The organism is Variovorax gossypii (assembly GCF_003965815.1).
GTDB classification, from domain to species: domain Bacteria; phylum Pseudomonadota; class Gammaproteobacteria; order Burkholderiales; family Burkholderiaceae_C; genus Variovorax; species Variovorax gossypii.
Genome location: NZ_RXOE01000011.1, coordinates 102,190 through 125,649, shown reverse-complemented (window position 1 = coordinate 125,649; position 23,460 = coordinate 102,190). Strand labels below are relative to the sequence as shown.

The window sequence follows — 23,460 nt, the reverse complement described above, 5'->3', positions numbered from 1 at the left end:
GAGAGGGTTGGGGTGATGAGGGCCAGCGGCGACGGCGAAAACGGTGCGTGCGCAAATGCCGCCACCCTCACCCCAGCCCTCTCCCCAAGGGGAGAGGGAACAGTTTCCGGAAACGCCGAGACGATCGATGACAGACACACCTCCTCGCAAACTGCGCTATGCCATGGTCGGAGGCGGGCGCGACGCCTTCATCGGCGCCGTGCACCGCAAGGCCATGGCGCTCGACGGGCAGATCGAGCTCGTCGCGGGCGCGCTCTCGTCCAGCCCCGAGAAGGCGCGCGCCTCGGGCCGCGACCTCGGCCTGGCCGACGACCGCAACCACGGCGACTGGCAGGCGCTGCTGGCCGACGAGCTGAAGCGCCCGGAGGGCGAGCGCATCGACTTCGTGTCGATCGTCACGCCCAACCACGTGCACTTTCCGGTGGCGCAGGCCTTCGCCGAAGCAGGCTTCCACGTGGTGTGCGACAAGCCGCTGGTGCACACACGCGAGCAGGCCGACGCGCTGGTCGCCACAGTAGCCAAGCGGGGCACGGTGTTCGGCGTCACCTACAACTACACCGGCTATCCGATGGTGCGGCAGGCGCGCGAGATGGTGCGCTCGGGCCTGATCGGCGAGGTGCGCAAGGTCGTCGTCGAATACAACCAGGGCTGGCTCGCGAGCCATGTCGAGGCCAGCGGCGGCAACAAGCAGGCCGACTGGCGCACCGACCCCGCGCGCAGCGGCGCGGCCGGCGCCATCGGCGACATCGGCTCGCATGCCGAGAACCTCGTGGCCACCGTCACCGGGCTGCGCATCGAAAGCCTGTGCGCTGACCTGGGCGCGCTGGTGCCGGGCCGCATGCTCGACGACGACGGCAGCCTGCTGCTGCGCTTCGAAGGCGGCGCGCGCGGCGTGCTCATCGCCTCGCAGATCAACACCGGCCTGGAGAACGACCTGCGCCTGCGCGTGTCGGGCACGCTGGGCACGCTCGAATGGCACCAGGAGCAGCCGAGCCGGCTGGTGCACCTGCCGCACGACGGACCGCTGCAGGTGCTCACGCGCGGCGCGCCCTGGCTGTGCGAGTCGGCGAAGCGCGCGAGCCGGCTGCCGGCGGGGCACCCCGAAGGCTTCATCGAGGCCTTCGCGAACGTGTACGCGGGCGTGGCGGCGGACATCCGCGCCAGGCTCGCGGGCCTGCCGGCCGATCCGCTGGCTGCCGACTACCCGCGCGTGGAGGACGGCGCGCGCGGCGTGCGCTTCATCGAACGCACGGTGGCTTCGGCGAAAAGCGAATTAAAGTGGACGCCCTGGTAGCGCGCCGCGCGCTGCCCGGGCCTCCATGACACCTCCCGCGTCCGACGTCACCTCTTCTTCTCCGTCGTCCTCTTCCGCATCGTCTTCGTCGAGGGTGCCGCCGTGGCTTACGGCCCTGTGGAAGCGCAGCATCACGCTGTTTCCGCTGAAGCTGGTCGGCAACACCGTCGCCACGCTCGGCTTCTTTCCGTTGTACTTCTGGATCATGAAGAACGCGGGCCAGGCCTGGGTGCTGCCGCTCACCCCCATCGACCGGCTGGTCGCCTTCTGGCCGTGGCTGCTGCCGGTGTATCTCTCGCTCTGGGGCTACATCGCACTGCCCGTGCTGCTGGCCAGGGACATGCGCGAGCTGCAAGGCTTCTCGCTGGGCTGCGCGACCATGACGCTGCTGGCGCTGCTCGTGTTCTGGTTCATGCCCACGGCGATTCCCAATTTCGTGGTCGAGACCACGCCGGGCACCTCGCTGCAGTTCCTCAAGATGGTCGACTCGGCCGGCAATGCCTTTCCCTCGCTGCATGTCTCGTTCTCGGTGTTCACCTGCGTCGCGCTGGCGCGGCAGCTGCGCGCGGTGGGCGCACCGGCCTGGCTGCGCGTCGCCAACGTGGCGTGGGCGGCGGGCATCGTCTATTCGACGATGGCGGTGCGCCAGCATGTGCTGATCGACGTGCTGGGCGGTTTTGCGCTGGGCGTGGCGTTCGGCATCGCCACGCGGCAACGACCCGGGGCGCAGGCGTAGGCCGATCGCGGTATTCCAACGCGGCGGCGCGCACGGTACAACCCGGGCTTCGCCATCCGAAGGAGCGGGAGTCCGCCATGAAGATTCGCCTTTCCGCCGTCGTGACCTGCATCGTGGCCGGTATCGTCGCGGGCCCGGCGTTCGCGCTCGACTTCCCCGCCCGCAAGCCCGGCCTCTGGGAGATCCAGACCCAGACCGGTGAAGCCACGGGCAAGGGCGCCAGCCCAGGCGGCGGCACCCACACCATGCAGCAGTGCATCGACGCCGCCACCGACAAGGCCATGCGCGACATGGGCCAGGGCATGGGCAAGGACATGTGCTCGAAGCAGGAGCTGCGCACCGACGGCGGCAAGCTGGTCATGGACTCGGTCTGCAAGATCGGCAACACGGTGGCCACCTCGCATGCGGTCATCAGCGGCGACTTCAACACCGCCTACCGCATGGAGAGCAGGTCGACCTACAGCCCGCCGCTGATGGGCCGGGCCGAAGGCACGAGCGCCATGGAAGCACGCTGGATCGGCCCCTGCAAGGCCGACCAGAAGCCGGGCGACATGGTCATGCCCAACGGCATGAAGATGAACGTGCTCGACATGATGAAGAACCGTCCGAAGCGTCCGTAGGGTAGGAGCCAGCCCACAACGCTTCGCGCCCGCCGTTCGGCGGCGCGAAAGCCCGGCAGCGCCTACGATGGCGTGCCATGCCTCCCGCAAAGCAGGAAGAAGACCTCCTCGTCGTCGCCAGGCCCGAGGGCCTGTACTGCCCGCCCGGCGATTTCTACATCGACCCGTGGCGGCCGGTGGCGCGTGCCGTCATCACGCACGCGCATTCCGACCACGCGCGCCCGGGGCATGCGCACTACCTGGCGCATACCGACAGCGCCGGCACGCTGCGCGCGCGCCTCGGCCAGGACATCCCGCTGCAGACGCTGCCCTACGGCGAGGTGATCGAGCACCACGGCGTGCGCGTCTCGCTGCATCCGGCGGGACACGTGCTGGGCTCGGCCCAGGTGCGGCTCGAGCACGGCGGGCGCGTATGGGTAGCCTCGGGCGACTACAAGACCGAGCCCGACGGCACCTGCGAGCCCTTCGAGCCGGTGCCCTGCGATACCTTCATCACCGAGTCGACCTTCGGCCTGCCGGTCTATCGCTGGCCCAGGCAGGCCGAGCTGTTCTCGCAGATCGACGCATGGTGGCGCGCGAATGCAGAGGCGGGACGCGCATCGGTGCTCTTCTGCTACGCCTTCGGCAAGGCGCAGCGCATCCTGCACGGCGTGGACGCGAGCATCGGGCCCATCGTCGTGCACGGTGCGGTGGAGCCGCTCAATGCCGTGTACCGCGCGGCCGGCGTGGCGCTGCCGCCCACGTTGCGCGCGGACGACGCGGGTGTCGATGCCGCGCTGCTGAAGCGCTCGCTGGTGCTCGCGCCGCCCTCGGCGCAGGGCTCGCCGTGGATGCGCCGCTTCGGCAACTATGCCGACGCCTTCGCGAGCGGCTGGATGCAGCTGCGCGGCACGCGCAGGCGGCGCGGCGTGGACCGCGGCTTCGTGATGTCCGACCACGCCGACTGGCCCGGCCTGCAGCAGGCCATCGCCGGCACGGGAGCCCAGCGTGTGTTCGTCACGCACGGCAGCGTGCAGGTGATGGTGCGGTGGCTCGGCGAGAACGGCCTCGACGCGCAGGCCTTCAGGACCGAGTACGGCGACGAGGACGACCAGGGGGCGGAGGCGTGAGATGAAGGCTTTCGCCGCGCTGTACCACGAGCTCGACGCCAGCACCTCGAGCCTCGCCAAGCAGGCGGCATTGCAGCGCTACCTGCGCGAGGCCGACGCGGCGGATGCCGCCTGGGCCGTCTACTTCCTCGCCGGCGGCAAGCCGCGCCAGCTGGTACCAGTCAAGCTGCTGCGCCTGCTCGCGCAGGAGGCGGCGGGCCTGCCCGAGTGGCTGTTCGACGAGAGCTACGACGCCGTGGGCGATCTCGCCGAAACCATCGCGCTGCTGCTGCCGCCGCCCAGCGAGGCGCACGATCTCGGCCTCGCAGGCTGGGTCGAACAGCACCTGTTGCCGCTGCGCGATGTCGCGAAGAGCGCGCCCGACGAGCTTGCCGACCGCCTGCGCGCGCAATGGCGCCAACTCGCGCCAGAGGAACGGCTGGTGTACTTCAAGCTCATCACCGGAGCCTTCCGCGTCGGCGTGTCGAAGCTGCAGGTCACGCAGGCACTGGCGGCTGTAGGAGGCATCGACGCCAAGCGCGTCGCGCAGCGCCTCATGGGCTACACGCACATCGGCGGGAGGCCTCGGGCCGCCGACTACCAGGCGCTCGTCGCGCCCGAGTCGGGCGCGGAGCAGGAACAGAAGACCAGCGGCCAGCCGTATCCCTTCTTCCTCGCGCATCCCTTCAACCTGCCGCTAGAGCAGTTCGACGCGGTGCTGGGCCCGCCGCAGGACTGGATCGTCGAATGGAAGTGGGACGGCATCCGCGCGCAGCTGCTGAAGCGCGCGGGCGCCGCATGGGTGTGGTCGCGCGGCGAAGAGCTGGTGACCGAGCGCTTCCCCGAACTCGCCGCGCTCGGCGAGGCGCTGCCCGACGGCACCGTGCTCGACGGCGAGATCGTCGTGTGGCGCGAAGGCCGCGTGCAACCCTTCGCCGAGCTGCAGAAGCGCATCGGCCGCAAGACCCTGGGCGCGAAGCTGCTGCGCGACATGCCGGTGGTGCTGCTGGCCTACGACATCCTCGAATGGGAAGGGCGCGACCTGCGCGCGCGGCCCCAGCCGGAGCGCCGCGCGCTGCTCGACGAACTGGTCGAGCGCATGCGGCACCCCTCGCTGTTGCCCAGCCCGATGCTCACAGGACCCGACTGGCCCGACCTCGCGCGCCAGCGCGAAGCGGCGCGCGCCATGGGCGTGGAAGGCATGATGCTCAAGCGCCGCGACGCGCAGTACGGCGTGGGCCGCACCAAGGACGTGGGCGTGTGGTGGAAGTGGAAGATCGATCCGCTGAGCGTCGACGCGGTGCTGATCTACGCGCAGCGCGGCCACGGCCGGCGCGCGAGCCTCTTCAGCGACTACACCTTCGCGGTGTGGGACGGCCCGCCCGGGCAGGAAGACCGCAAGCTCGTGCCCTTCGCCAAGGCCTACTCCGGCCTGACCGATGCCGAGATGGCGCGCGTGGACGCCATCATTCGCAAGACCACCGTGGAAAGCTTCGGGCCGGTGAAGAGCGTCAGGCCCACGCTGGTGTTCGAACTCGGCTTCGAGGGCATCGCGCACAGCACGCGGCACAAGAGCGGCATCGCGGTGCGCTTTCCGCGCATGCTGCGCTGGCGCGAGGACAAGCCGGTGGAAGAGGCCGACACCCTGCAGACGCTGGCGGCGCTGTTGCCCACATGAACAAGTCGCAGGACCTGTCTTCACTCCCTCCCCCGCTGGGGGAGGGCGGGGGTGGGGGCACGCGGCGTTCGAACAGTGCGCGGCCCGCTCAAGGCCGTCTGCCCCCATCCCGACCTTCCCCCAAAGGGGGAAGGAGCAGGGCGGTCAAGGCCGCGCTCGATGCGTGGTTCGCCGCGCGCGGATGGAAGCCGTTCAAGTTCCAGCGTGAGGTCTGGAAGGCCATTGCCGATGGCAGGTCGGGCCTGCTGCATGCCACCACCGGCGCGGGCAAGACGTATGCCGTGTGGCTCGGGGCGCTGCAGGCTTTCGCGCGGGCGCGCAAGGCGAACGCAAACGCACGGCCCGTTGCCGAGCCGCTCACCGTGCTGTGGCTCACGCCGATGCGCGCACTGGCGGCCGACACGCTGCGCGCGCTGCAGCAGGCGCTCGAAGCCCTCGGTGCCGAAGTGCATCCATGGAGTGCCGGCGCGCGCAGCGGCGACACCACTTCGGCCGAGCGCAACGCGCAGAACCAGCGCCTGCCCACGGTGCTCGTCACCACGCCCGAGAGCCTTTCGCTGATGCTCGCGCGTGCCGATGCGCGCGAGGTGCTCGGGCATGTGCGCATGGCGGTGGTCGACGAATGGCACGAACTGCTGGGCAACAAGCGCGGGGTGCAGGTGCAGCTCGCGCTCGCGCGGCTGAAGCGATGGAACCCGGGCCTCGCGATCTGGGGAATGTCGGCCACGCTGGGCAACCTGCGCGAGGCGATGCATGCGCTGCTGGGCCATGAAGACGGCGTGCTCGTGCAAGGGCAGGTGCCGAAGAAGCTGGTCGTCGATTCGCTGCTGCCCGGCGTCGCCGAGCGCTTTCCGTGGGGCGGGCATCTCGGCCTCACGATGCTGCCGCAGGTGATCGAGGAGATCGCCGCGAGCAGCACCACGCTGGTCTTCACCAACACGCGATCGCAGGCAGAGATCTGGTACCAGGCCATGCTCGAGGCCAGGCCGGAGTGGGCCGGGCTCATCGCGCTGCATCACGGCTCGCTCGACCGCGAGGTGCGCGAATGGGTGGAGCTGGGCCTGAAGAGCGGCGAGCTGAAGGCGGTGGTCTGCACTTCGAGCCTCGACCTTGGCGTGGACTTCCTGCCCGTGGAGCGCGTGCTGCAGATCGGCTCGCCCAAGGGCGTGGCGCGGCTGCTGCAGCGCGCGGGCCGTTCCGGCCATGCGCCGGGGCGGCCTTCGCGCATCACGCTCGTGCCCACGCACAGCGTCGAGATGGTGGAAGGCTCGGCCGCGCGCACCGCCATCGCGGCAGGGCACATCGAGGCGCGCCACTCGCCCGAGCAGCCGCTCGACGTGCTGGTGCAGCACCTGGTGACCGTGGCGCTGGGCGGCGGCTTCGTACCCGACGAGCTGTACGAGGAGGTACGCGGCACAGCCGCCTACGAAGGCCTCTCGCGCGAGAACTGGCAGTGGTGCCTGGAGTTCGTGGCGCAGGGCGGGCCATCGCTCGCGGCTTATCCGGACTACAAGCGCGTGGTGCCCGATGCCGAGGGTGTCTGGCGCGTGCCCGATGCGCGGCTCGCGCGGCGGCACCGCATGAACATCGGCACCATCGTGAGCGACGCGAGCATCTCGGTGCAGTACCTCGGCGGCTCGAAGATCGGCAACGTGGAGGAAAGCTTCGTCGCGCGCATGAAGGCCGGTGACTGTTTTCTCTTCGGCGGCCGCATGCTGGAGCTGGTGCGCATCCACGACATGACGGCCTGGGTGCGGCGCGCGAGCGGCAAGCGGGCCGCGGTGCCGCGATGGGGCGGCGGGCGCATGCCGCTGTCGAACACGCTGGCCGATGCGGTGGTGCAGCAGCTCGCGCAAGCCGGCGAGGGTCGCTACGACTCGCCGGAGCTGCAGTGCGTGCGTCCGCTGCTCGAGATACAGCAGCAGTGGTCGGCACTGCCCACGCCGCAAACGTTGCTGGCCGAAACGCTGAGCACGCGCGAGGGCTCGCACCTGTTCCTCTATCCCTTCGCTGGCCGGCACGTGCACCTCGGGCTCGCGAGCCTGCTGGCCTGGCGCATCGCGCAGCACGAGGCGCGGACCTTCTCGATCGCGGTCAACGACTACGGCTTCGAGCTGTTGAGCGCGACGGAGGTCGACTGGCCGGCGCTGCTGCCGCAGGTGCTGGCGCTGCCGCAGGGAGAGGACGCGCATGCACTGCTGCTGCACGAGGTGCTGGCCTCGCTCAACGCCAGCGAGCTCGCGCAGCGGCGCTTCCGTGAGATCGCGCGCGTGTCGGGTCTCATCTACCAGGGCTATCCGGGCGAGAAGCGCAGCAGCAAGCAGCTGCAGGCTTCGTCGTCGCTGTTCTGGGAGGTGTTTCGCAAGTACGACCCCGGCAACAGGCTGCTGCAGCAGGCCGAGCAGGAACTGCTCTCGCAGGAGCTGGAGATCGGCCGGCTGCGCGCCAGTCTGGAGCGAATCGCCATGCAGCAGCTGGTGCTGAAGCCGCTCGCGCGGCCGACGCCTTTTTCGTTTCCGCTGATGGTCGAGTTGTTCCGCGAGAAGCTGTCGAATGAGAACGTGGCCGACCGCATCGCACGCATGGTCGAGCAGCTCGAAAAAGCCGCGGGCGGCGCGGTCACGGCCGGCGGCGTGGAGCGCGTGAAGGGAACGCTGGCCTTCGGGCAGGAAGGGCCGGGAAAGCCGCCGAAGCCGGTGAGCCAACGGCGCGACCGCAGGCGGCCCTCACGGCCTTCCCGGCCGCTGCCACCGCTTTGAGTCTTCAGCCCGCGCCGTGCGCCTTCACCCAGCGCACGATGTCGGCCGCGCCCATCGCGCCGGCCTGCCGCGCCACCTCGCGTCCGCCGCGGAACAGCGCCAGCGTCGGGATGCTGCGAATGTTGAAACGCGCGCCCAGTGCGGGCACCGCCTCGGTGTCGACCTTGGCGAGCCGCACGTAGGGCTCCAGTTGCGCGGCGGCCTGCTCGTAGGCCGGCGCCATCTGCCGGCAGGGGCCGCACCAGGGCGCCCAGAAATCGACCAGCACCGGGATCTCGTTACGGGAGATGTGGCGGTCGAAGGTGGCCGCGTCCGCCAGCGCGGTGGAATGGCCGGTGAACAACGGGCGATGGCAGCTGCCGCAGTCGGGCGCGCTGCCCAGCTGCGCCGTGCGCACGCGGTTGGTCGTGTGGCAGTGCGGGCAGACGATGTGCAGCGGGGGCGATTCGGTCATGGCCGGCAGATGGGGGCTCTGGAGGGCCTTTGCAAGGCGGTCGCAGGTTTTGCGACACTGGCTTCGTGGCTTCTCCCGATACCTCCGCTTCGCCGCTTGCCGTCCACTGGGCAGGCGAGCTGCTGCACCTGCTGCCGGAGCGCGCACTCTGGTGGCCCGCGCAGCGCGTGCTGTTCGTGGCCGACCTGCACCTGGGCAAGGCCGCAACCTACCGCGCCCTCGGCCAGCCGGTGCCGGGCGGCACCACGCAGGAGAACCTGGCGCGGCTCGATGCGCTGCTCGAAAGGCATGAGCCGCAGCGCATCGTGTTCCTCGGCGACTTCCTGCATGCGGCCCAGGCGCGCACGGTGCTCGCCGCCGTGGAGGCCTGGCGCGTAGGCCATGCGGCCATCTCCATGACGCTGGTGCGCGGCAACCACGACAGCCGCGCGGGCGACCCACCGGAGGCGCTTCACATCGAGGTGGTCGACGAGCCCTTCCTGCTGGGGCCTTTCGCCTGCTGCCACCATCCGCAGACGCATGCGACACACTTCGTGCTCGCGGGCCATCTGCATCCCGTCTGCAGGCTCCAGGGGCGGGGTCGCGACAGCGTGCGGTTGCCGTGCTTCGCGAGCGACGAGCAGCAGGCCGTGCTGCCGGCCTTCGGCGAGTTCACGGGCGGTTGGTTGATGGAGTCGGCGCCGGGGCGGCGCTTTCATGCTGTGGGCGGTGATGCAGTGTGGTCGCTGCCGTTCCAGGAGTGACTCTTGCTCCTTCCCCCGTTGGGGGAAGGCCGGGATGGGGGCAGGCAGAGCGCCGAGTGCGGGCGCTGCTTGCCCCCACCCCAACCCTCCCCCAGCGGGGGAGGGAGGAGGAAGTCAGAGAACGACCGGCTCGTCGGGCAGTTCGTTCACGTCCACTTCACCATCGGCCAGCGGAAAGTGCTCGACCAGCAGAGCGGAGATTTCTTCCAGCGCCTGCGTGAGCCCGTCCTCGAAGCGGCCTTCGCGAAAGGCCGCGCTCATTCGCTGCGCCATCGCAGCCCATTCGGCGTCGTCGACGTGCGCGTCGATGCCCCGGTCGGCCACGATCTCGATGGCGTGTTCGGCCAGCAGCAGGTAGATGAGCACGCCGTTGTTGTGCGCCGTGTCCCACACGCGCAGCTTGCCGAACAGCGTGACGGCACGCTCGCGCGGTGGCGCATGGCGCCACAGGTACGACATCGGCAGGCCGGCCTCGACGCAGATGCGGATCTCGCCGCTGTGGCGCCGCTCGCTCGCGCTCACGCGGCCGGCGAGGCGCTCCAGCGCGGCCGGAGGAATCGCGCGCCGAACCTCGGATTCGTCGATCCAGCGATGGCGCCAGATGCGGCCCAGCTTCGTGAAGAGGCCCGCGTCGGTCGGCTTCGCGTTCATGGTCTGCATCGTTTTCACCAGTCCCCCGACGCGCCGCCGCCGCCGAAATTGCCGCCACCGCCGGAGCTGAAACCTCCGCCCCCGCCGCCGCCACCACCGCCACTGCTCCAGCCTCCGCCGCCGGAACTCCAGCCGCCACCACCGCCGCCGCCCGGCCGCCCCGTGCCAGCGATCAGCGACACGATGAGCGCCACCAGACCCGCGATCACCGCGATGACGATGCTGGTGGTGATGAAGAACACCACCACGCCCACGCCGCCGCCCACGACCATCGTGCCCAGCTTCTTGCCGAGGATGGCGCGCGCGATCGGCGCGCCGATGAAGACGCCCACGAACAGGAAGATCGCGAGGTTCTCCCAGTCGAAGCCCTCGTTGCCGCCACCGCCGCCGCCCGTGTTGCGCGAGGGCTCGGGCAGCGGCTCGCCGTCGACCAGCCCGATGAGCCGGTCCACCGCCGCGTTCAGCCCGCCCGCGAAGTCGCCGTTGCGAAAGCGCGGCTTCATCTCCTCGTCGATGATGCGTGCGGCCGCAATGTCTGGCACCGCGCCCTCAAGCGTCTTGGCCGTGGCGATGCGCATCTTGCGGTCGTCCTTGGCCACCACCACCAGCAGGCCGTCGCCGACGTCCTTGCGGCCGATCTTCCAGGCATCGCCCAGGCGCTGCGTGTAGCTCGCGATGTCCTCGGGCGCTGTGGTCGGCACCATCAGCACCACGATCTGCGAGCCCTTGCGCTGCTCGAAGGCCGCGAGTTTGGTCTCGAGCCCGTTGCGCTGCGCACTGTCGAGCGTGCCGGTCTGGTCGATCACGCGCGCGGTGAGCGTGGGGATCGGAAGCAGGCCTTGTGCGAGCGCAACGCCGGCCAGGGCCGCGAGGACGACCGCGGCCAGCGCGCGACGGAGCAGTGCGGCAATGGCCATCGGCGCTGGCTTACTTTTTCGGAGCGCTGAAATCGACGGTTGGCGGCGCGGAAATCTGCGCCTCGTTCTGCACTGAGAAGTTCGGCTTGGTCGCGTAGCCGAAGACCTTGGCCGTGATGTTGGTCGGGAAGCTGCGTGCGAGCACGTTGTACTCCTGCACGCTCTCGATGTAGCGGTTGCGCGCCACGGTGATGCGGTTCTCGGTGCCTTCGAGCGTCACGCGCAGGTCGCGGAACGACTGGTTGGCCTTGAGGTCGGGGTAGCGCTCGGACACCACCATCAGCCGCGACAGCGCGGAAGAAAGCTCGCCCTGCGCCTGCTGGAATTTGTTGAACGCTTCGGGGTTGTTCAGCGTCTCGGGCGTCACCTGGATCGAGGTGGCCTTGGCGCGCGCCTCGATCACCTTGGTGAGCGTGTCCTGCTCGAAGCTGGCCTCACCCTTGACGGTGGCCACGATGTTCGGCACGAGGTCGGCGCGCCGCTGGTACTGGTTGAGGACCTCGCTCCAGGCCGACTTGCTGGCCTCGTCGAGGGACTGGAACTGGTTGTAGCCGCAGCCGCTCAGGGACACGACAGCCGCGAGAATCAAGAGCCAGCGCTTCATCATCATTTGCATTACCTCCGCAGAAGATGCGGAAGGTAGCATAGACGGCTCCATGCCCGTCGATCCTCTACAAGCCCTGCAAGCCGCCAATCGTGCGGTATTGCCTGTTGCCTCTTCCGCCTTCGGAACGCTGCTGATCGCGGGCGCGACCGGCGCATTGGGTGCAGAGCTGCTGCGGCGACTGGCGGGCAGCCACCGACATGCACATACGCGCGTGCTGGCGAAAGAGCCGATCCGCGACGGGCTGCGCGGTGTCGAGACCTACCTGAGCCCGGAGCTGCCCATCGGGCAGTGGCCGCCGACCTCGGCCCACACCGCCATCATCGCCTTCGATCCGCCGCGCCTGTACCACGACCGCGAACGCGCGCTGTGGGTACCCGAGCCCTCCGACCTGCCTGAGCTGGCCCGCTGGCTGCGTGCTTGCGGCGTACAGACGCTGGCCATCGTGCAGCCGCACGACCAGGGCAAGCTGCCCGAGGCGCTCAAGCGCGGGCTCGCCAGCCTCGACGAGCAGGCGGTGGTGGCCTGCGGCTTCGAGCGCGTGATCCTCGTGCGATCGGCGCGCAAGCCGGCGAACGCGAAGCTCGCCAACCCCTTCGAGCGGGTGGCCGCGTGGATGCTGTCGGTCGTGCGCTTCATGGTGCCCAGCAGCGAGCAGCCGGTGCGTGCGGCGAAGGTGGCCGAGCTGGTCGACGTGGCGCTGCGCATCGCGCCGCCCGGCGTGCATGTGGCTGCCCCCGAACTGGTGTGGGAGTCCGCGCAGGGCGACATGCCGGCTGTGGCCGCGCGCTGGCTGGGTGTGCTGGGCTGACGAGGTTCAGCCGCGCCACTGGCGCAGCAGTTGCTCCGAGTCGACCACCAGCCCGAGGTGCAGCGACACCATCGCCAGCGCCGCGCCTTCCAGGTGCGCATCGGTGCCGCGCACCAGGTCGCGCAGCACGATCACGCGGTAGTTGCGGTTGCTGGCGTCGAAGGCCGTGTTGAGAACGCAGCAGTCGGTGAAGCCGCCATTGAGTACCACCGTCTCGATGCGCTGGTTGCGAAGAAGAAAGTCGAGGTCGGTCGGGTAGAAGGCCGAGAGCCGGCGCTTGCCGTCCACGCGCATGTCGCCGGGCTCCACGCGCGTGACCCATTCGGTCCACTTCGAGCCCTCGATGGCATGCGCGTCGGCATTCGGAATCTCGCCCACGTGCAGCGGAAAGGTGCGGCGCCATGCGGACGGAATGCCGTTGATGTCGTCCACCCCGCCGGGCCGCAGCACCGACCGCACATGCACGATGCGCACGCCCAAAGCCCGCACCGCGTCGTGGAAGCCGTCGATGGGCGCCACCACGTCGCGTGCGCGCGGCGCGGGGCAGGGGCAGTCGGGGCTGTCGTCGAGATGGCCACGGTGCATGTCGATGGAGACGACCGCGGTGGTCGTGGGATTCAGGTAGTCGGCGAACTTCGCCGTGTCGAGCTCGCGCTCCTCGTCGTAGACCCAGGCCTTCATCGGCGTTCTTCCCGCACATAGGGTTGGCCCAGCGCACCGGGCTCTTCATCGGCGCCGCGCCGGGAGAGCGCGACCCACACCATCACGCCCAGCGTCACCGCATACGGCGTCATCATCACGAAGTACTGCGGCAGCTGCACGCCGGCCGCGGCCAGTTGCGGGATCAGCGCCTCGATGCAGCCGAAGAGCAGCGCGCCCACCAGCGCCTTCCAAGGCGACCAGCGCGCGAAGATCACGAGGCCCACGGCGATCCAGCCGCGTCCGCCGGTCATGCCCGCGATCCACAGCTTGGTGCTCACCACCGAGATGTAGGCGCCCGCCAGCCCCACGAGCGCCGAGCCCGCGAGCACCGCCGCGAAGCGCCATGCCGTCACGCGGATGCCCGCTGCGTCGGCCGCCTGCGGGTTCTCGCCCACCGCGCGCAGCCGCAGGCCGGCGGAAGTGCGCGCGAAGAACCATGCCACCGCGCCGAAGATCGGCAGCGTGAGCCATACCATCGCGTTCTGCTCGAAGAGTCTGCCCACGACCGGCAGCAGAGACAGCGGCCACAGGCCCATCGTGCCGATGCCTTCGGTGGCATGGTTGGTCCACTCGGCCATCGAGCCGACCAGCGCCGTGAGCCCCTGGCAGAAGAACACCAGCGCGAGCCCGGCGATCACCTGGTTCACGCGCAGCCAGATCACCATCACTGCGAACAGTACGGACACGACACTGGCTGCCAGCATCGCGAGCACCAGCGACACGGCCGGCTGGCCGATGACGATCTGCGCGCCGATGCCAGCCAGCGCGCCGACCAGCATCAGGCCCTCGGCGCCGAGCGCGAGCACGCCCGCGCGCTCGCAGATGATGAGTCCGAGCGCTGCCAATGCATAAGGCACAGCGAAGTCCGGCGTGCTCGCCAGCCAGTTCAGGACGATGCCGCCGCTCATCGATAAGCCTCCGCGCTTCGCGCTGCGGCGCGAGCTTGCTTGGGGCGGCCCGGCGCGGCGCTCATGCCGAAGCCTCCCCACCCACGCGGCGCAGCCGGTGGCGGATGAAGAAGTCGCTCGACGCCACGCACACCACGATCACCGCCTGTATGAGCTGCACCATCGAGAACGGCACCTGGTAGAACACCTGCAGGCTGCGACCGGTGACAAAGAGCGCCGCCACCAGCAACGCCACCACCGTGGCCGCGAGCGGGTTGTTGCGTGCGAGGAAGGCGATGAGGATGCCCGAGAAGCCATAGCCCTGGTAGAAGGCCTGCGTGAGCCGCCCCTCCTGCCCCGCGGCTACCGCGAAGCCCGCGAGCCCGGCCATCGCGCCCGACAGCAGCACCGCGCCGTAGATCGTGCGCCGCACCGGCACGCCGTTGGCATGCGCCACGCGCGGATTCGCATCGACGAAGCGCAGGTAGAGCCCCACGCGGCTCACGCTCACCAGCCACCACGCCAGCAGCGCGACGACGCCCGCGAGCAGGATGGAGCTGCCGATGCCGGCACCCAGCTCGGGCAGGCGCTCGAAGGCGCGGAACTGCGGCGAGTAGGGGAAGTTGTCCTTCGGGTCCTTCCAGCTGCCGTAGACCAGGTGCAGCAGGAAGTTGGCCGCCATGTAGTTGAGCATCAGCGTCGAGATGATCTCGTTCACGCCGAGCTTCAGCTTGAGCCACGCAGGCCCCAGCACCCACAGCAGGCCGCAGCCGACGGCCGCGACGAACATCAGCGGCAGGCGCAGGTTCTCGGGGCCGATCTGCCACATAGAGACGGTGGTCGCGCCGATGGCGCCCCAGATCATCTGGCCCTCGAGCCCGAGGTTCCAGAAGCGCGCGCGGAACGCGATGGAGCCGGCGAGGCCGACCAGGATCATCGGCGCGGCCTGGAACAGCACGGCGCGAAAGTTCTGGCCGTCGAAGAAGGTCTGCATAACGAACTCGTTGGCGAGTTCGTCGGCAGGCACGCCGGCCGCCACGAGGATCGCGGCGGAGATGGCGAAGCCCGCGAGCAAGGCGGCCGCAAGGATCAGCGCCTGCCAGCGCCATGGCATGTGCTGGCGGATCTCGAGCGCGTAGCGGCGGCGGGCCAGCGGCTGCGTCGCGCGCGGTGCCTCGTGGGCGATGGGAGAAGGAATCTTGGAAGAAGGAGCTGCCATGTCGGCCATGAGGGATGCGTCAGCCATGGTCCACCATCGCCTGTCCGATGGCCTGCCGGTCCGCGGGCTGGGCGAACTCGCCGGCGATGCGTCCGCGCGTCATCACGCCCACGCGGTCCGCGAGCTGCAGCACCTCGTCGAGGTCCTCGCTGATGAGCAGCACCGCGGCGCCGCTGTCGCGCGCGGCGCGCAGGCGGGCATGCACCTCGGCGCTGGCGCGCACGTCGAGCCCGCGGCTCGGGCTGTGCGCGAGCACCAGCGTGGGCGACTTGCCGAACTCGCGCGCGAGCACCAGTTTCTGCGCGTTGCCGCCCGAGAGCAGCGCGGCCTTCTGCGCGACCGAGCGCACGCCCTGCACGTCGAAGGCGCGTACCGCTTCCTGCGTGTCGCTCTGGATGCGGTTGCGGCGCAGGCGCCACACCGGCCCGTAGCGACCGGTGTGCACGCGGCCGATGGCGTAGTTCTCCGCCACCGAGAGGCCTCCCGCGAGCGCGAGCCCGTAGCGGTCGGCCGGAATGGCGGCGATGCCGATGCCGCGGCGCACCGATGCGGCCATGGTCTTCAGGTCGCCGTGGCCTTCAAGCCGGATCTCGCCTTCAGTGGCTTCGCCCGGCAGGCCCATGATCGCGCCCGCCAGTTCGCCCTGGCCGTTGCCGCCGACGCCGGCAAGGCCGTAGATTTCGCCCGCGTGCAGTTCGAGGTCCACGCCGTCGAGCACGCGGCGGCCCTCGGGCGAGGCGGGCGTGCGCAGTCCGCGTACCGAAAGGCGCACGGGGCCGCGCGATGCGGCTGAAGGCTGGAATCCCTGCGTGGCGATCGACTCGCCCACCGTGAGCTTCACCAGCTCGGCCACCGACGCTTCTTCCGGCTTCAGCGTGGCCACCGTGCGTCCGCCGCGCATCACCGTCACGCGGTCGGCATACGTCTTCACATCGGCCATCTTGTGCGTGACCAGCACCACGGCGGCACCCTTGCGCGCCAGCCCCTGCACCGTCTGCAGCAGGCGCGCGGCCTCCTGGTCGGTCAGCACGGCCGTGGGCTCGTCGAGGATCAGGATGCGCGCGCCGGCCAGCAGCACCTTGAGGATTTCCACGCGCTGCTGCTCGGCGATCGACAGCGCGTCGACGCGCTTCGACGGATCGATGTCGAAGCCCAGTTCCGCGGCCTTGTTGCGGATGTCGCGCGTGATCTCGCGCAGCCGCTCGCCATGGCTCTGGAACTCGGCCGGCGGCGGTGCGGTGAGCAGGATGTTCTGCGCCACCGTGAACGGCCGCACCAGCTTGAAATGCTGATGGACCATGCCGATGCGGTGTTTCGCCGCGTCGCGCGGGCCGGCGAATCGCACCGCGTTGTCGTCCACCAGCAGCTGCCCGGCCTCGGGCGCGTAGAGCCCGGCCGCGATGTTCATCAGCGACGACTTGCCCGCGCCGTTCTCGCCCAGCAGTGCGTGCACTTCGCCCCAGCGCGCTGCGAAGTGGGCGTCGGTCAGGGCCGCGAAGCCGTCGAAGGACTTGCGGATGCCGGTGAGTTCGAGCGCATTGGGCATGAGGTGCTTGGCCTTCGGCTCACTTCTGCGTGACCACGCCCTTGACGAACCAGTCCATCTTCCAGAGGTCGGCGTCCGACAGCACGGCGCCCTTGGCCACGCGTTCCTTGCCGTCGCGGTCGGCGAGCGGGCCGGCGTAGATCTGCTTGCCCTTCATGATCGCGTCACGCTCGGCGGTGATGAGCGCGGCCTTGTCCTTGGGCACGGCCGGGCCGAAGCCGGCGATGTCGGTGCCGCCGTCCTTCATCTCGATGAAGGCGCCGTACTGCGCGGGCTTCCAGCCGCCGGCGATGATCTTCTTGAGCTCCGGCGTCAGGAAGCGGTCCCACACCCACACGGAGGAGCACAGCGTGGCCTTGGGCGCGAACTGGCGCAGGTCGCGGTGGTGGCCGGTGCCGTACACGCCGCGCTCCTGCGCGACGATCTGCGGCGTGGGGCTGTCGACGTGCTGGCCGATCACGTCGGCGCCCTGGTCGATGAGTGCCGCGGCCGCCGCGCGCTCCTTCACCGGGTCGTTCCACGCGCCGGTGTAGATCACGTTGACGGTGGCGTTCGGGTTCATCTTCTGCGCGCCGAGCGCGAAGGCGTTGATGGTCCAGTTCACCACGCCGAAGGGGTTGGCCGCGACGAAGCCGAGCTTGCCGGTCTTCGAGGCCGCGCCCGCGGCCATGCCGCAGAGGTACTGGCTCTCGTAGGTGCGGCCGTAGAACGATTCGAGGTTGCTGCCGTTGGTGGTGCCCGATCCGTTGAGGAAGGCCACGTCGGGGTACTTGGCGGCCAGGTCCTTGAAGCTGTCGGAGTAGCCGAAGGCGGTGCCGATCACGATGTTGGCGCCGCGCTGGATGAACTTCTCGGCCGCCGGCTTGATGGCCGACGCGTCCTCGGGCACGTTCTCCACGAACTGGATCTTCTGGCCGATCTCCTTCTCGATCTTCACGCGGGCCTCGTCGAAGGCCTGCGTCCAGCCGCCGTCGTTCTTCGGGCCGAAGTAGAGCATCGCGATCTTCGGCTTGTCCTTCAGCGTGAAGCCGTCGGCCGCCGCGGCGGGCAGCGAGGTGAAGAACGCGCCGCCGGCCGCGATGGTCATCGCTAGGCCCAGGCCGGGAGTGAGGGTGCGCAGCTGCTGCATGGAACTACCTTTGAGAAGAGGCGTTGAAGAAGCGTTGAAGGGAGGAGAGGCGAAACGGAAAGAAGCGGCGCAGCGCGCGTCACATCATGAAGTTGATGCGGAACACGTTGCCCTCGGGATCGAGCAGCACCGACTGGTACCAGTTGTAGTAGGTGACGTACGGCGGCTTCACGAGCGTGGCGCCGGCTTCGAGCGCAACGGGCACCATGCGGTCGACATCGGCCTGGCTGTCGACGTCGATGTTCAGCAGGAACTTCACGCCGCGCGTGTCGGAGAACTCGCTCAGGTGCAGCAGCTCGTAGGCATCGAGGGCGTTGAAGCCGAGGCTCGACTTGCCGGTATCGAGCCCGCGGAAGATGGGCGAGCGGATCGCCTCGATCTCCTCGAAGCCGAACACGCGCTGGTAGAAGCCGCTGAGCGCGACCACGTCCTTCGCGAAGACGTTGACGTATGACAGGTGAGCCATGCGTTCAGGCCGCCACTTTGGTGCCGCCGAAGGTCGTCTGCTTGACGAACTTCGAGGTGAGGTGGTCGCCCGAGGAAATGGGCGCGTACTTCGCCTGCTCGCCCGGCGCGAGGCAGCTCGGCAGGCACTCGACCATCGCGTCGTAGTTGGGCTGGTGGAAGAACACCAGCGACTGGCGGCGGTTGGTGCTCGCCACCTCGAAGGGCGGGTTGATCACGCGGTGCAGCGTGGACACCCACTGGTCGTTGGTCCACTGCATCATGAGGTCGGCGATGTTGACCACCAGGCCGCCCTCGACCTGCGGCACGTCGACCCATTGGCCGGCCTTGTTGAATACCTGCAGGCCCTTGTCGTCGGGCAGCACGATGGTGAGGCTGCCGTAGTCGCTGTGCGCGCCCGCGCGCAGCTGGCCGGGCAGCGGCTGCTCGCGCTGCGGCGGGTAGCTCAGCACGCGGAACATGCTGATGTGCTTGTCGATCTTGTCGTCGAAGAAGAACTCGGGCAGCGACAGGCCGAGCGCGAAGACGCGCATCAGCGAGCGCGAGAGATCGCTCATCGCATCGAAGTAGCCCTCGTAGGCTTCGCGGAAGCCCTCGATGGGCGGCCAGCTGTTGGGCTCGAAGTGCGGGCCTGCGGCGGGGCCGCGGTGGTAGTCGTCGTCCGGCACGTTCGAGGGGCCGATGGAGAACGACTCCTTCAGGTCGCCCGGCGCCGCCTCCTCGAGGCTGTAGGAGAGGCCTTCCTCGCCCACGGCGCTGTAGCCGCGCACCGCGTCCTCGCGCGGACGATCGACCTTGCGCTTCTCGCCCAGCGGCATGTCGAAGAACCTGCGCGAGAGCGATGACACGCGCGAGATCAGATCGGGCGAGATGCCGTGGTTGGTGATGACGAGAAAGCCGATGCTGCGGCAGGCCTCGTCGACTTTCTTCGCTACCTCCGCCTTGCCTTCGGCGGTTCCGGCGAAGTAGGGCGCGAGATCGATGATGGGTACGGAAAGCAGGGTCATGGCAGGTTCCTCATGCTTGGCATGCCTTTCGCCATGCAACGTCTGTGCCAGTTGGACCAAATGGACAAAACCCATCCGTCGCGTCAGCATGGTGCGCATTGCCGTGCCGCGAAGACGGTTGCGGCGCAAGGCGATGCATCGCGGCTTTACAGTGGTGCGTTGTCCTGTCCACCGATTCACGACCGAACGAACGAGGGAAGAGCGAGGGAAGATGCCGAAGACCAAAGCACTGGCCGCGAGCGCCAGCAAAGAGATCCCGGTGCGCAAGCGCGCGAAGCCCGCGGTGCGCAGCGCGTCCGCGGTGAACCGCAGGCTGCGGCAGATCGAGGACAAGCGCAGCGCGATCCTCGGTGCCGCGCTGGGACTGTTCTCGCGCTTCGGCCTGCATGGCACGTCCATCGACCAAGTGGCGGCGCGCGCCGACGTTTCGAAGAGCAACCTGCTCTACTACTTCGCGAACAAGGAAGAGCTCTACGTCAACGTGCTGCGCGACCTGCTCGCGCTGTGGCTCGAACCGCTGCGCGGCTTCAGCGCGGAGCAGGACCCGGCCCAGGCCATCGGCGACTACATCCGTCGCAAGCTGGTGATCTCGCGCGACCGGCCCGATGCGTCGCGGCTCTTCTGCCTGGAGATGATCCAGGGCGCACCGCTGCTGCGCGACGAACTCGACCGAGAACTGCGCACGCTGGTGGAGAAGAAATCGGAAGTGATCCGCGCATGGATCGAAGCGGGCAAGCTGGCGCCTGTCGATCCGCATCACCTCATCTTCGCGCTGTGGGCGGTGACGCAGCACTACGCGGACTTCGGCGTGCAGGTGCAGGCGCTGTCGGGGCACACGCTGGAAGACGAGGCATTCTTCGAGCGCACGGTGGAGAACGTGCAGCGCATCGTTCTCCAGGGCATCGCGCCGCGCTGAGGCTTACTCCCTCTCCCCTTGGGGAGAGGGAAGGAAAAGAGATCAGTGCTGCTGCGGTGCCGCGATCTCGTGGTACTGCCGGTCGAAGTAGATGAGGCCCTGCGCCGCGCCGCCGATGGCGATGGAAACCGCTTCGCAGAACAGCACGTCGTGCGTGCCCGCGCTCGTCGCGTGCACCACGCGGCAGTCGAAGGACACGGCCGCGTCGTCGAGCACCGGCGAACCGGTGGTCTTGCTGCTCCAGCGGGCTGCGGCGAAGCGTTCGTCCATCGGCGTCCTGCCGCCGAAGAGCGCGGACAGCGACTGGTGCCCGGCAGCCAGCACGTTGACGCACAGCACGCCATTCGCCTTGAATGCCGGGTACACCGAGGCCGAACGATTCAGGCACACCAGCAGCGTCGGCGGCTCGTCGGTCACGCTGCAGACTGCCGAGGCAGTGAAGCCCGCGCGGCCCGCGGGACCGTCGGTGGTGATGATGTTGACCGCTGCGCCCAGCCGTGCCATCGCATTGCGGTAGTCGGCCTTCTGCAAGCCGGGGGGAATCGATGCCGATGGGGAGACGGGGTTCGAGGCCATGGCGTTGTGCAGCATGTCGCGCGGCTCCTTCAGGCCAGCAAGCAGGCCTCGTCGAATGCCAGCCGTGGCAGGCGGCCGAACACCTTCGACGCGTCGCCGTGGCCGAGGTTGATGAGGAAGTTGACGGTCCAGTCGGTGCCCTCGAAGAAGGCCGCGTCGACCTTCGCCTTGTCGAAGCCCGACATCGGGCCCGCGTCGAGGCCGACCGCGCGCGCCGCGAGCAGCAGGTAGCCCGCCTGCAGGCTGGCGTTGCGGAAGGCGGTCTCGTGCGCGGCCTCGGGGCTGCCGGTGAACCAGCTGCGCGCGTCGGCATGCGGGAACAGCGTGGGCAGCCTGTCGTAGAACTTGCGGTCCCACGCGGCGATGACCGTGACGGGCGCGGCCATGGTCTTGTCGAGGTTGCCCTTCGACAGGGCCGGCGCGAGGCGTTGCTTGCCCTCTGGCGTGCGCACGAAGACGAAGCGCGCAGGCGAGCAGTTGGCCGAGGTGGGGCCGAGGCTCGCTAGCGCGTAGATCTGCCGCAGCTGCGCGTCGGTGACGGGCTCGGCGGTCCAGCCGTTGTGGGTGCGCGCGTCGGTGAAGAGCAGCGACAGCGCGGCGTCGTCGAGAGTGTTGGTGGAGGTCATGCTGGAACGGCGGGTGCGCTGACCCGCGAAAGAAAGTCGAGCAGGCTGCGGTTGAAGGCTTCCGCCTCGGTCACGCTGTGGGCATGGCCGCCGTGCGGCACGAAGTCGAGCGTGACGTCGCGCATGCCGTCGGCCAGGCGTTGGGAGCAGGTCCAGGGCACGAGGGTGTCGTCCCTGGCCGCTGCAATCAGTGCGGGAGCGGCGATGTCGGCGAGGCGTGCGTCGACGTCGAATGCCCGAAGGGCGGCGATGCGCGCCCTCATGTTGGCTTCTCCCGGAAAGTGCGCGAAGGCGTGATCGACTTCGTCGGCCACGCGCTGCGCGTTCCCTGCGGCCCAGGCGGCGGGGTAAAGGAAGATCGGCTGTGCTTCGACATACGCACGCGGTCCGCACGCGCCCAGCAGTGCGAGCCGTGCATCGAAGCAGCGCGTCGAATGCGGATTGGGCTTCGACCACGCATTGACGAGCGCGAGGCTCGCGATGCGCGAAGGTGCGTCGAGCGCGAGCTGCAACCCGACGAGGCCGCCGAGCGCGTGGCCTGCGAAGTGGCACTGCGAAGTGTTCGTCGCGTCGAGGATCTCGATCACGTCCCGGGCCATGTCCGCGATGGCATAGGCCTCGGGCAACGCGGCGGGGCTGCGGCCCGTGCCGCGCTGGTCGTAGGCGATGACGCGGTACCCGGCGACGATCAGCGCGCCGAGCTGCGGCTGCCAGAACCCGGCGGAACCGCCGAGGCCCGACGACAGCAGCACCGTGGCTGCCGCGCCGGACGGTCCGTGCACCTCGTAGTGCAGGGCGCTCATGAAGCTCAGGCCTTCTTGCCGACGTGTGCGATCGAGGCGATCTCGATCAGCGCATCGGGCTTCACCAGGCCGCACTGGATGCAGTAGCGCGCGGGCTTGGTGCCGGGGAAGAACTCGGCGTACACCGCGTTGATCTTCGCGTAGTCGGCCCAGTCCTTGAGCATGATCTGGTTGAAGGTCACGTCGTCCATGGTGCCGCCGGCAGCCTCGACCACGCCCTTGATGGTGGTGAGCACGTGGCGCGCCTGCGCGCTGGCGTCACCCACGTGCACCACGTTGTTGTCCTTGTCGAAGGGCAGGGTGCCCGACACGTAGAGCACGCCGTCGGCGAGCGTGCCGGGAACGAAGGGGGCGATCGGCACTCCGGTGCCGGGAGGGATGATGGCTTGCTTGGGCATGGAGACTCCTTGTTGGTGAAGAGAAATCAGGCGATGGCCGCTTCGGCCGGTGCGGGGTGGGTAGTGGAGGCGGGCGCGAAGACGCTGCAGAAGTGGTCCACCGTGGAGACCCATCCGAAGAAGGTCTCCACGTTGTAGACCGAGGCCTTCTGGATCGCGGGCCCGCCGAGTTCGTGCGTGGCGTCTTCCAGCATCACGGCGAAGTACTCGAGGTGGAAGGCATCGCGCAGCGTCGATTCGACGCACACGTTGGTGGCGATGCCGGTGAACACCAGGTGGCGGATGCCGCGCGCGCGCAGCGTGCTGTCGAGCGTGCTGTTGAAGAAGCCGCTGTAGCGCGTCTTCGGCACGACGATGTCGCCGGCCTGCGGTTTCATTTCCTCGATGAGCTCGTAGTCCCAGCCGCCCTTGGCGAGGAACTTGCCCTGCAGCTCGGGCTTCGCGCGCATCGTCTTGAGCGCGTTCGACTTGTGCCAGTTCGGCGAGCCGGGGCCGCCGGCCTCGACGTAGCCCGCGTCCCAGCCGTTCTGCAGGAACACGACGAGCATGCCGGCGGCGCGTGCCGCCGCGATGGCGCGCACGATGCCGGCGATGGTGCCCTGCGCGCCGGAGATGTCGAAGCCGGCCGAGTCGACATACCCGCCGATGGATGCATAGGCGTTCTGCATGTCGACGACGATCAGCGCGGAGTCGCTCGCGTGCAGCGCGAGCGGCTCGGGGCGCGCGGGAAGTATCAGCGGCGCCGGTGCACCGGGTGCGCGCGGTGCGCCGACGGGCGTGTTCGAGGTGAGGGTGGCGTTGCGTGCGGGAGTGGTCATGTGGCGCTCCTTC

General features: G+C 69.1%; 25 protein-coding genes. 9 read left to right on the top strand and 16 right to left on the bottom strand.

The features are described from left to right. Positions 1-127: 127 nt before the first annotated feature. The 6 genes from EJP69_RS28090 to EJP69_RS28065 all read left to right on the top strand — a co-directional run bounded on the left by EJP69_RS28090 (position 128) and on the right by EJP69_RS28065 (position 8,175). On the top strand, positions 128-1,294 hold the full coding sequence (locus EJP69_RS28090; protein WP_093206386.1) for a Gfo/Idh/MocA family protein: 1,167 nt from the start codon (positions 128-130) through the stop codon (positions 1,292-1,294). Positions 1,295-1,319: 25 nt separating this feature from the next. Next, positions 1,320-2,030, top strand: coding sequence for a phosphatase PAP2 family protein (locus EJP69_RS28085; RefSeq protein ID WP_240652313.1), 711 nt, complete (start codon positions 1,320-1,322; stop codon positions 2,028-2,030). A gap of 77 nt (positions 2,031-2,107) precedes the next feature. Beyond that, on the top strand, positions 2,108-2,650 hold the full coding sequence (locus EJP69_RS28080; RefSeq protein WP_126473617.1) for a DUF3617 domain-containing protein: 543 nt from the start codon (positions 2,108-2,110) through the stop codon (positions 2,648-2,650). 77 nt (positions 2,651-2,727) lie between these two features. Then, positions 2,728-3,759, top strand: a complete 1,032-nt coding sequence (locus EJP69_RS28075; protein ID WP_126473615.1) for a ligase-associated DNA damage response exonuclease — start codon at positions 2,728-2,730, stop codon at positions 3,757-3,759. A 1-nt stretch (position 3,760) separates the two neighbouring features. Then, the gene (locus tag EJP69_RS28070; RefSeq protein WP_126473613.1) at positions 3,761-5,416 is read left to right on the top strand and encodes an ATP-dependent DNA ligase; all 1,656 of its coding nucleotides are present in this window, start codon (positions 3,761-3,763) and stop codon (positions 5,414-5,416) included. Next, entirely contained in the window at positions 5,413-8,175 is a 2,763-nt protein-coding gene (locus EJP69_RS28065) for a ligase-associated DNA damage response DEXH box helicase (protein WP_170217246.1), read from the top strand. Before EJP69_RS28070 ends, EJP69_RS28065 begins: the two co-directional genes overlap by 4 nt. Before the next feature lie 4 nt (positions 8,176-8,179). Here the strand turns inward: EJP69_RS28065 and trxC are convergent, their stop codons facing one another. Next, positions 8,180-8,629, bottom strand: coding sequence for a thioredoxin TrxC (gene trxC, locus EJP69_RS28060; protein ID WP_093206391.1), 450 nt, complete (start codon positions 8,627-8,629; stop codon positions 8,180-8,182). A 65-nt stretch (positions 8,630-8,694) separates the two neighbouring features. Between trxC and pdeM the strand changes: the two genes are divergently transcribed. Beyond that, positions 8,695-9,372 (top strand): ligase-associated DNA damage response endonuclease PdeM, encoded by a 678-nt coding sequence (gene pdeM / locus EJP69_RS28055; protein WP_126473610.1) that lies wholly within the window; start codon positions 8,695-8,697, stop codon positions 9,370-9,372. 114 nt (positions 9,373-9,486) lie between these two features. Here the strand turns inward: pdeM and EJP69_RS28050 are convergent, their stop codons facing one another. From EJP69_RS28050 to EJP69_RS28040, 3 genes are read right to left on the bottom strand one after another with little or no spacing between them, the layout of a single operon-like run. After that, positions 9,487-10,032, bottom strand: a complete 546-nt coding sequence (locus EJP69_RS28050; RefSeq protein WP_126473608.1) for a TPM domain-containing protein — start codon at positions 10,030-10,032, stop codon at positions 9,487-9,489. A gap of 5 nt (positions 10,033-10,037) precedes the next feature. Next, positions 10,038-10,940, bottom strand: a complete 903-nt coding sequence (locus EJP69_RS28045; RefSeq protein ID WP_126473606.1) for a TPM domain-containing protein — start codon at positions 10,938-10,940, stop codon at positions 10,038-10,040. A 10-nt stretch (positions 10,941-10,950) separates the two neighbouring features. Next, positions 10,951-11,550, bottom strand: a complete 600-nt coding sequence (locus EJP69_RS28040) for a LemA family protein (protein ID WP_420824236.1) — start codon at positions 11,548-11,550, stop codon at positions 10,951-10,953. 46 nt (positions 11,551-11,596) lie between these two features. Here EJP69_RS28040 and EJP69_RS28035 point away from each other — a divergent pair, with 46 nt between their 5' ends. Then, positions 11,597-12,355, top strand: a complete 759-nt coding sequence (locus EJP69_RS28035) for a hypothetical protein (RefSeq protein ID WP_126473604.1) — start codon at positions 11,597-11,599, stop codon at positions 12,353-12,355. Positions 12,356-12,361: 6 nt separating this feature from the next. On the opposite strand, the gene EJP69_RS28030 is transcribed toward EJP69_RS28035, so the two are convergent. The 7 genes from EJP69_RS28030 to EJP69_RS28000 all read right to left on the bottom strand — a co-directional run bounded on the left by EJP69_RS28030 (position 12,362) and on the right by EJP69_RS28000 (position 19,310). Further along, the gene (locus EJP69_RS28030; RefSeq protein ID WP_126473602.1) at positions 12,362-13,036 is read right to left on the bottom strand and encodes a cysteine hydrolase family protein; all 675 of its coding nucleotides are present in this window, start codon (positions 13,034-13,036) and stop codon (positions 12,362-12,364) included. Continuing rightward, entirely contained in the window at positions 13,033-13,965 is a 933-nt protein-coding gene (locus EJP69_RS28025; RefSeq protein WP_093206395.1) for an ABC transporter permease, read from the bottom strand. The genes EJP69_RS28030 and EJP69_RS28025 overlap by 4 nt, the downstream gene beginning before the upstream one ends. Before the next feature lie 61 nt (positions 13,966-14,026). Next, a complete protein-coding gene (locus tag EJP69_RS28020) occupies positions 14,027-15,190 on the bottom strand; it encodes an ABC transporter permease (protein ID WP_170217245.1) in 1,164 nt (387 codons plus the stop codon). Next, positions 15,183-16,709, bottom strand: a complete 1,527-nt coding sequence (locus EJP69_RS28015; protein WP_126473600.1) for an ABC transporter ATP-binding protein — start codon at positions 16,707-16,709, stop codon at positions 15,183-15,185. Before EJP69_RS28015 ends, EJP69_RS28020 begins: the two co-directional genes overlap by 8 nt. 19 nt (positions 16,710-16,728) lie before the next feature. Further along, positions 16,729-17,838 (bottom strand): BMP family ABC transporter substrate-binding protein, encoded by a 1,110-nt coding sequence (locus tag EJP69_RS28010; RefSeq protein WP_126473599.1) that lies wholly within the window; start codon positions 17,836-17,838, stop codon positions 16,729-16,731. 79 nt (positions 17,839-17,917) lie between these two features. Then, positions 17,918-18,304 (bottom strand): VOC family protein, encoded by a 387-nt coding sequence (locus EJP69_RS28005; RefSeq protein ID WP_093206398.1) that lies wholly within the window; start codon positions 18,302-18,304, stop codon positions 17,918-17,920. A gap of 4 nt (positions 18,305-18,308) precedes the next feature. Next, positions 18,309-19,310, bottom strand: coding sequence for an isopenicillin N synthase family dioxygenase (locus EJP69_RS28000; RefSeq protein ID WP_126473597.1), 1,002 nt, complete (start codon positions 19,308-19,310; stop codon positions 18,309-18,311). A 211-nt stretch (positions 19,311-19,521) separates the two neighbouring features. Between EJP69_RS28000 and rutR the strand changes: the two genes are divergently transcribed. Then, positions 19,522-20,226: an HTH-type transcriptional regulator RutR gene (gene rutR, locus EJP69_RS27995; protein WP_093206400.1), complete on the top strand. Its 705-nt coding sequence runs from the start codon at positions 19,522-19,524 to the stop codon at positions 20,224-20,226. Positions 20,227-20,268: 42 nt separating this feature from the next. Here rutR and rutF read toward each other — a convergent pair whose 3' ends face one another. From rutF to rutB, 5 genes are read right to left on the bottom strand one after another with little or no spacing between them, the layout of a single operon-like run. Beyond that, a complete protein-coding gene (rutF, locus tag EJP69_RS27990; protein ID WP_093206401.1) occupies positions 20,269-20,817 on the bottom strand; it encodes an NADH-dependent FMN reductase RutF in 549 nt (182 codons plus the stop codon). Between the two features lie 14 nt (positions 20,818-20,831). Beyond that, complete coding sequence (locus EJP69_RS27985) at positions 20,832-21,428, bottom strand: malonic semialdehyde reductase (protein WP_126473595.1); 597 nt, start codon at positions 21,426-21,428, stop codon at positions 20,832-20,834. After that, positions 21,425-22,231 carry a pyrimidine utilization protein D gene (gene rutD / locus EJP69_RS27980; RefSeq protein ID WP_126473593.1) on the bottom strand — a complete coding sequence of 269 codons (807 nt, stop codon included), beginning with the start codon at positions 22,229-22,231 and terminating at the stop codon, positions 21,425-21,427. The genes EJP69_RS27985 and rutD overlap by 4 nt, the downstream gene beginning before the upstream one ends. A 5-nt stretch (positions 22,232-22,236) precedes the next feature. After that, positions 22,237-22,629 carry a pyrimidine utilization protein C gene (gene rutC, locus EJP69_RS27975; RefSeq protein WP_093206404.1) on the bottom strand — a complete coding sequence of 131 codons (393 nt, stop codon included), beginning with the start codon at positions 22,627-22,629 and terminating at the stop codon, positions 22,237-22,239. Between the two features lie 26 nt (positions 22,630-22,655). Continuing rightward, on the bottom strand, positions 22,656-23,447 hold the full coding sequence (rutB, locus tag EJP69_RS27970) for a pyrimidine utilization protein B (protein ID WP_240652312.1): 792 nt from the start codon (positions 23,445-23,447) through the stop codon (positions 22,656-22,658). Between the last annotated feature and the right edge of the window lie 13 nt (positions 23,448-23,460).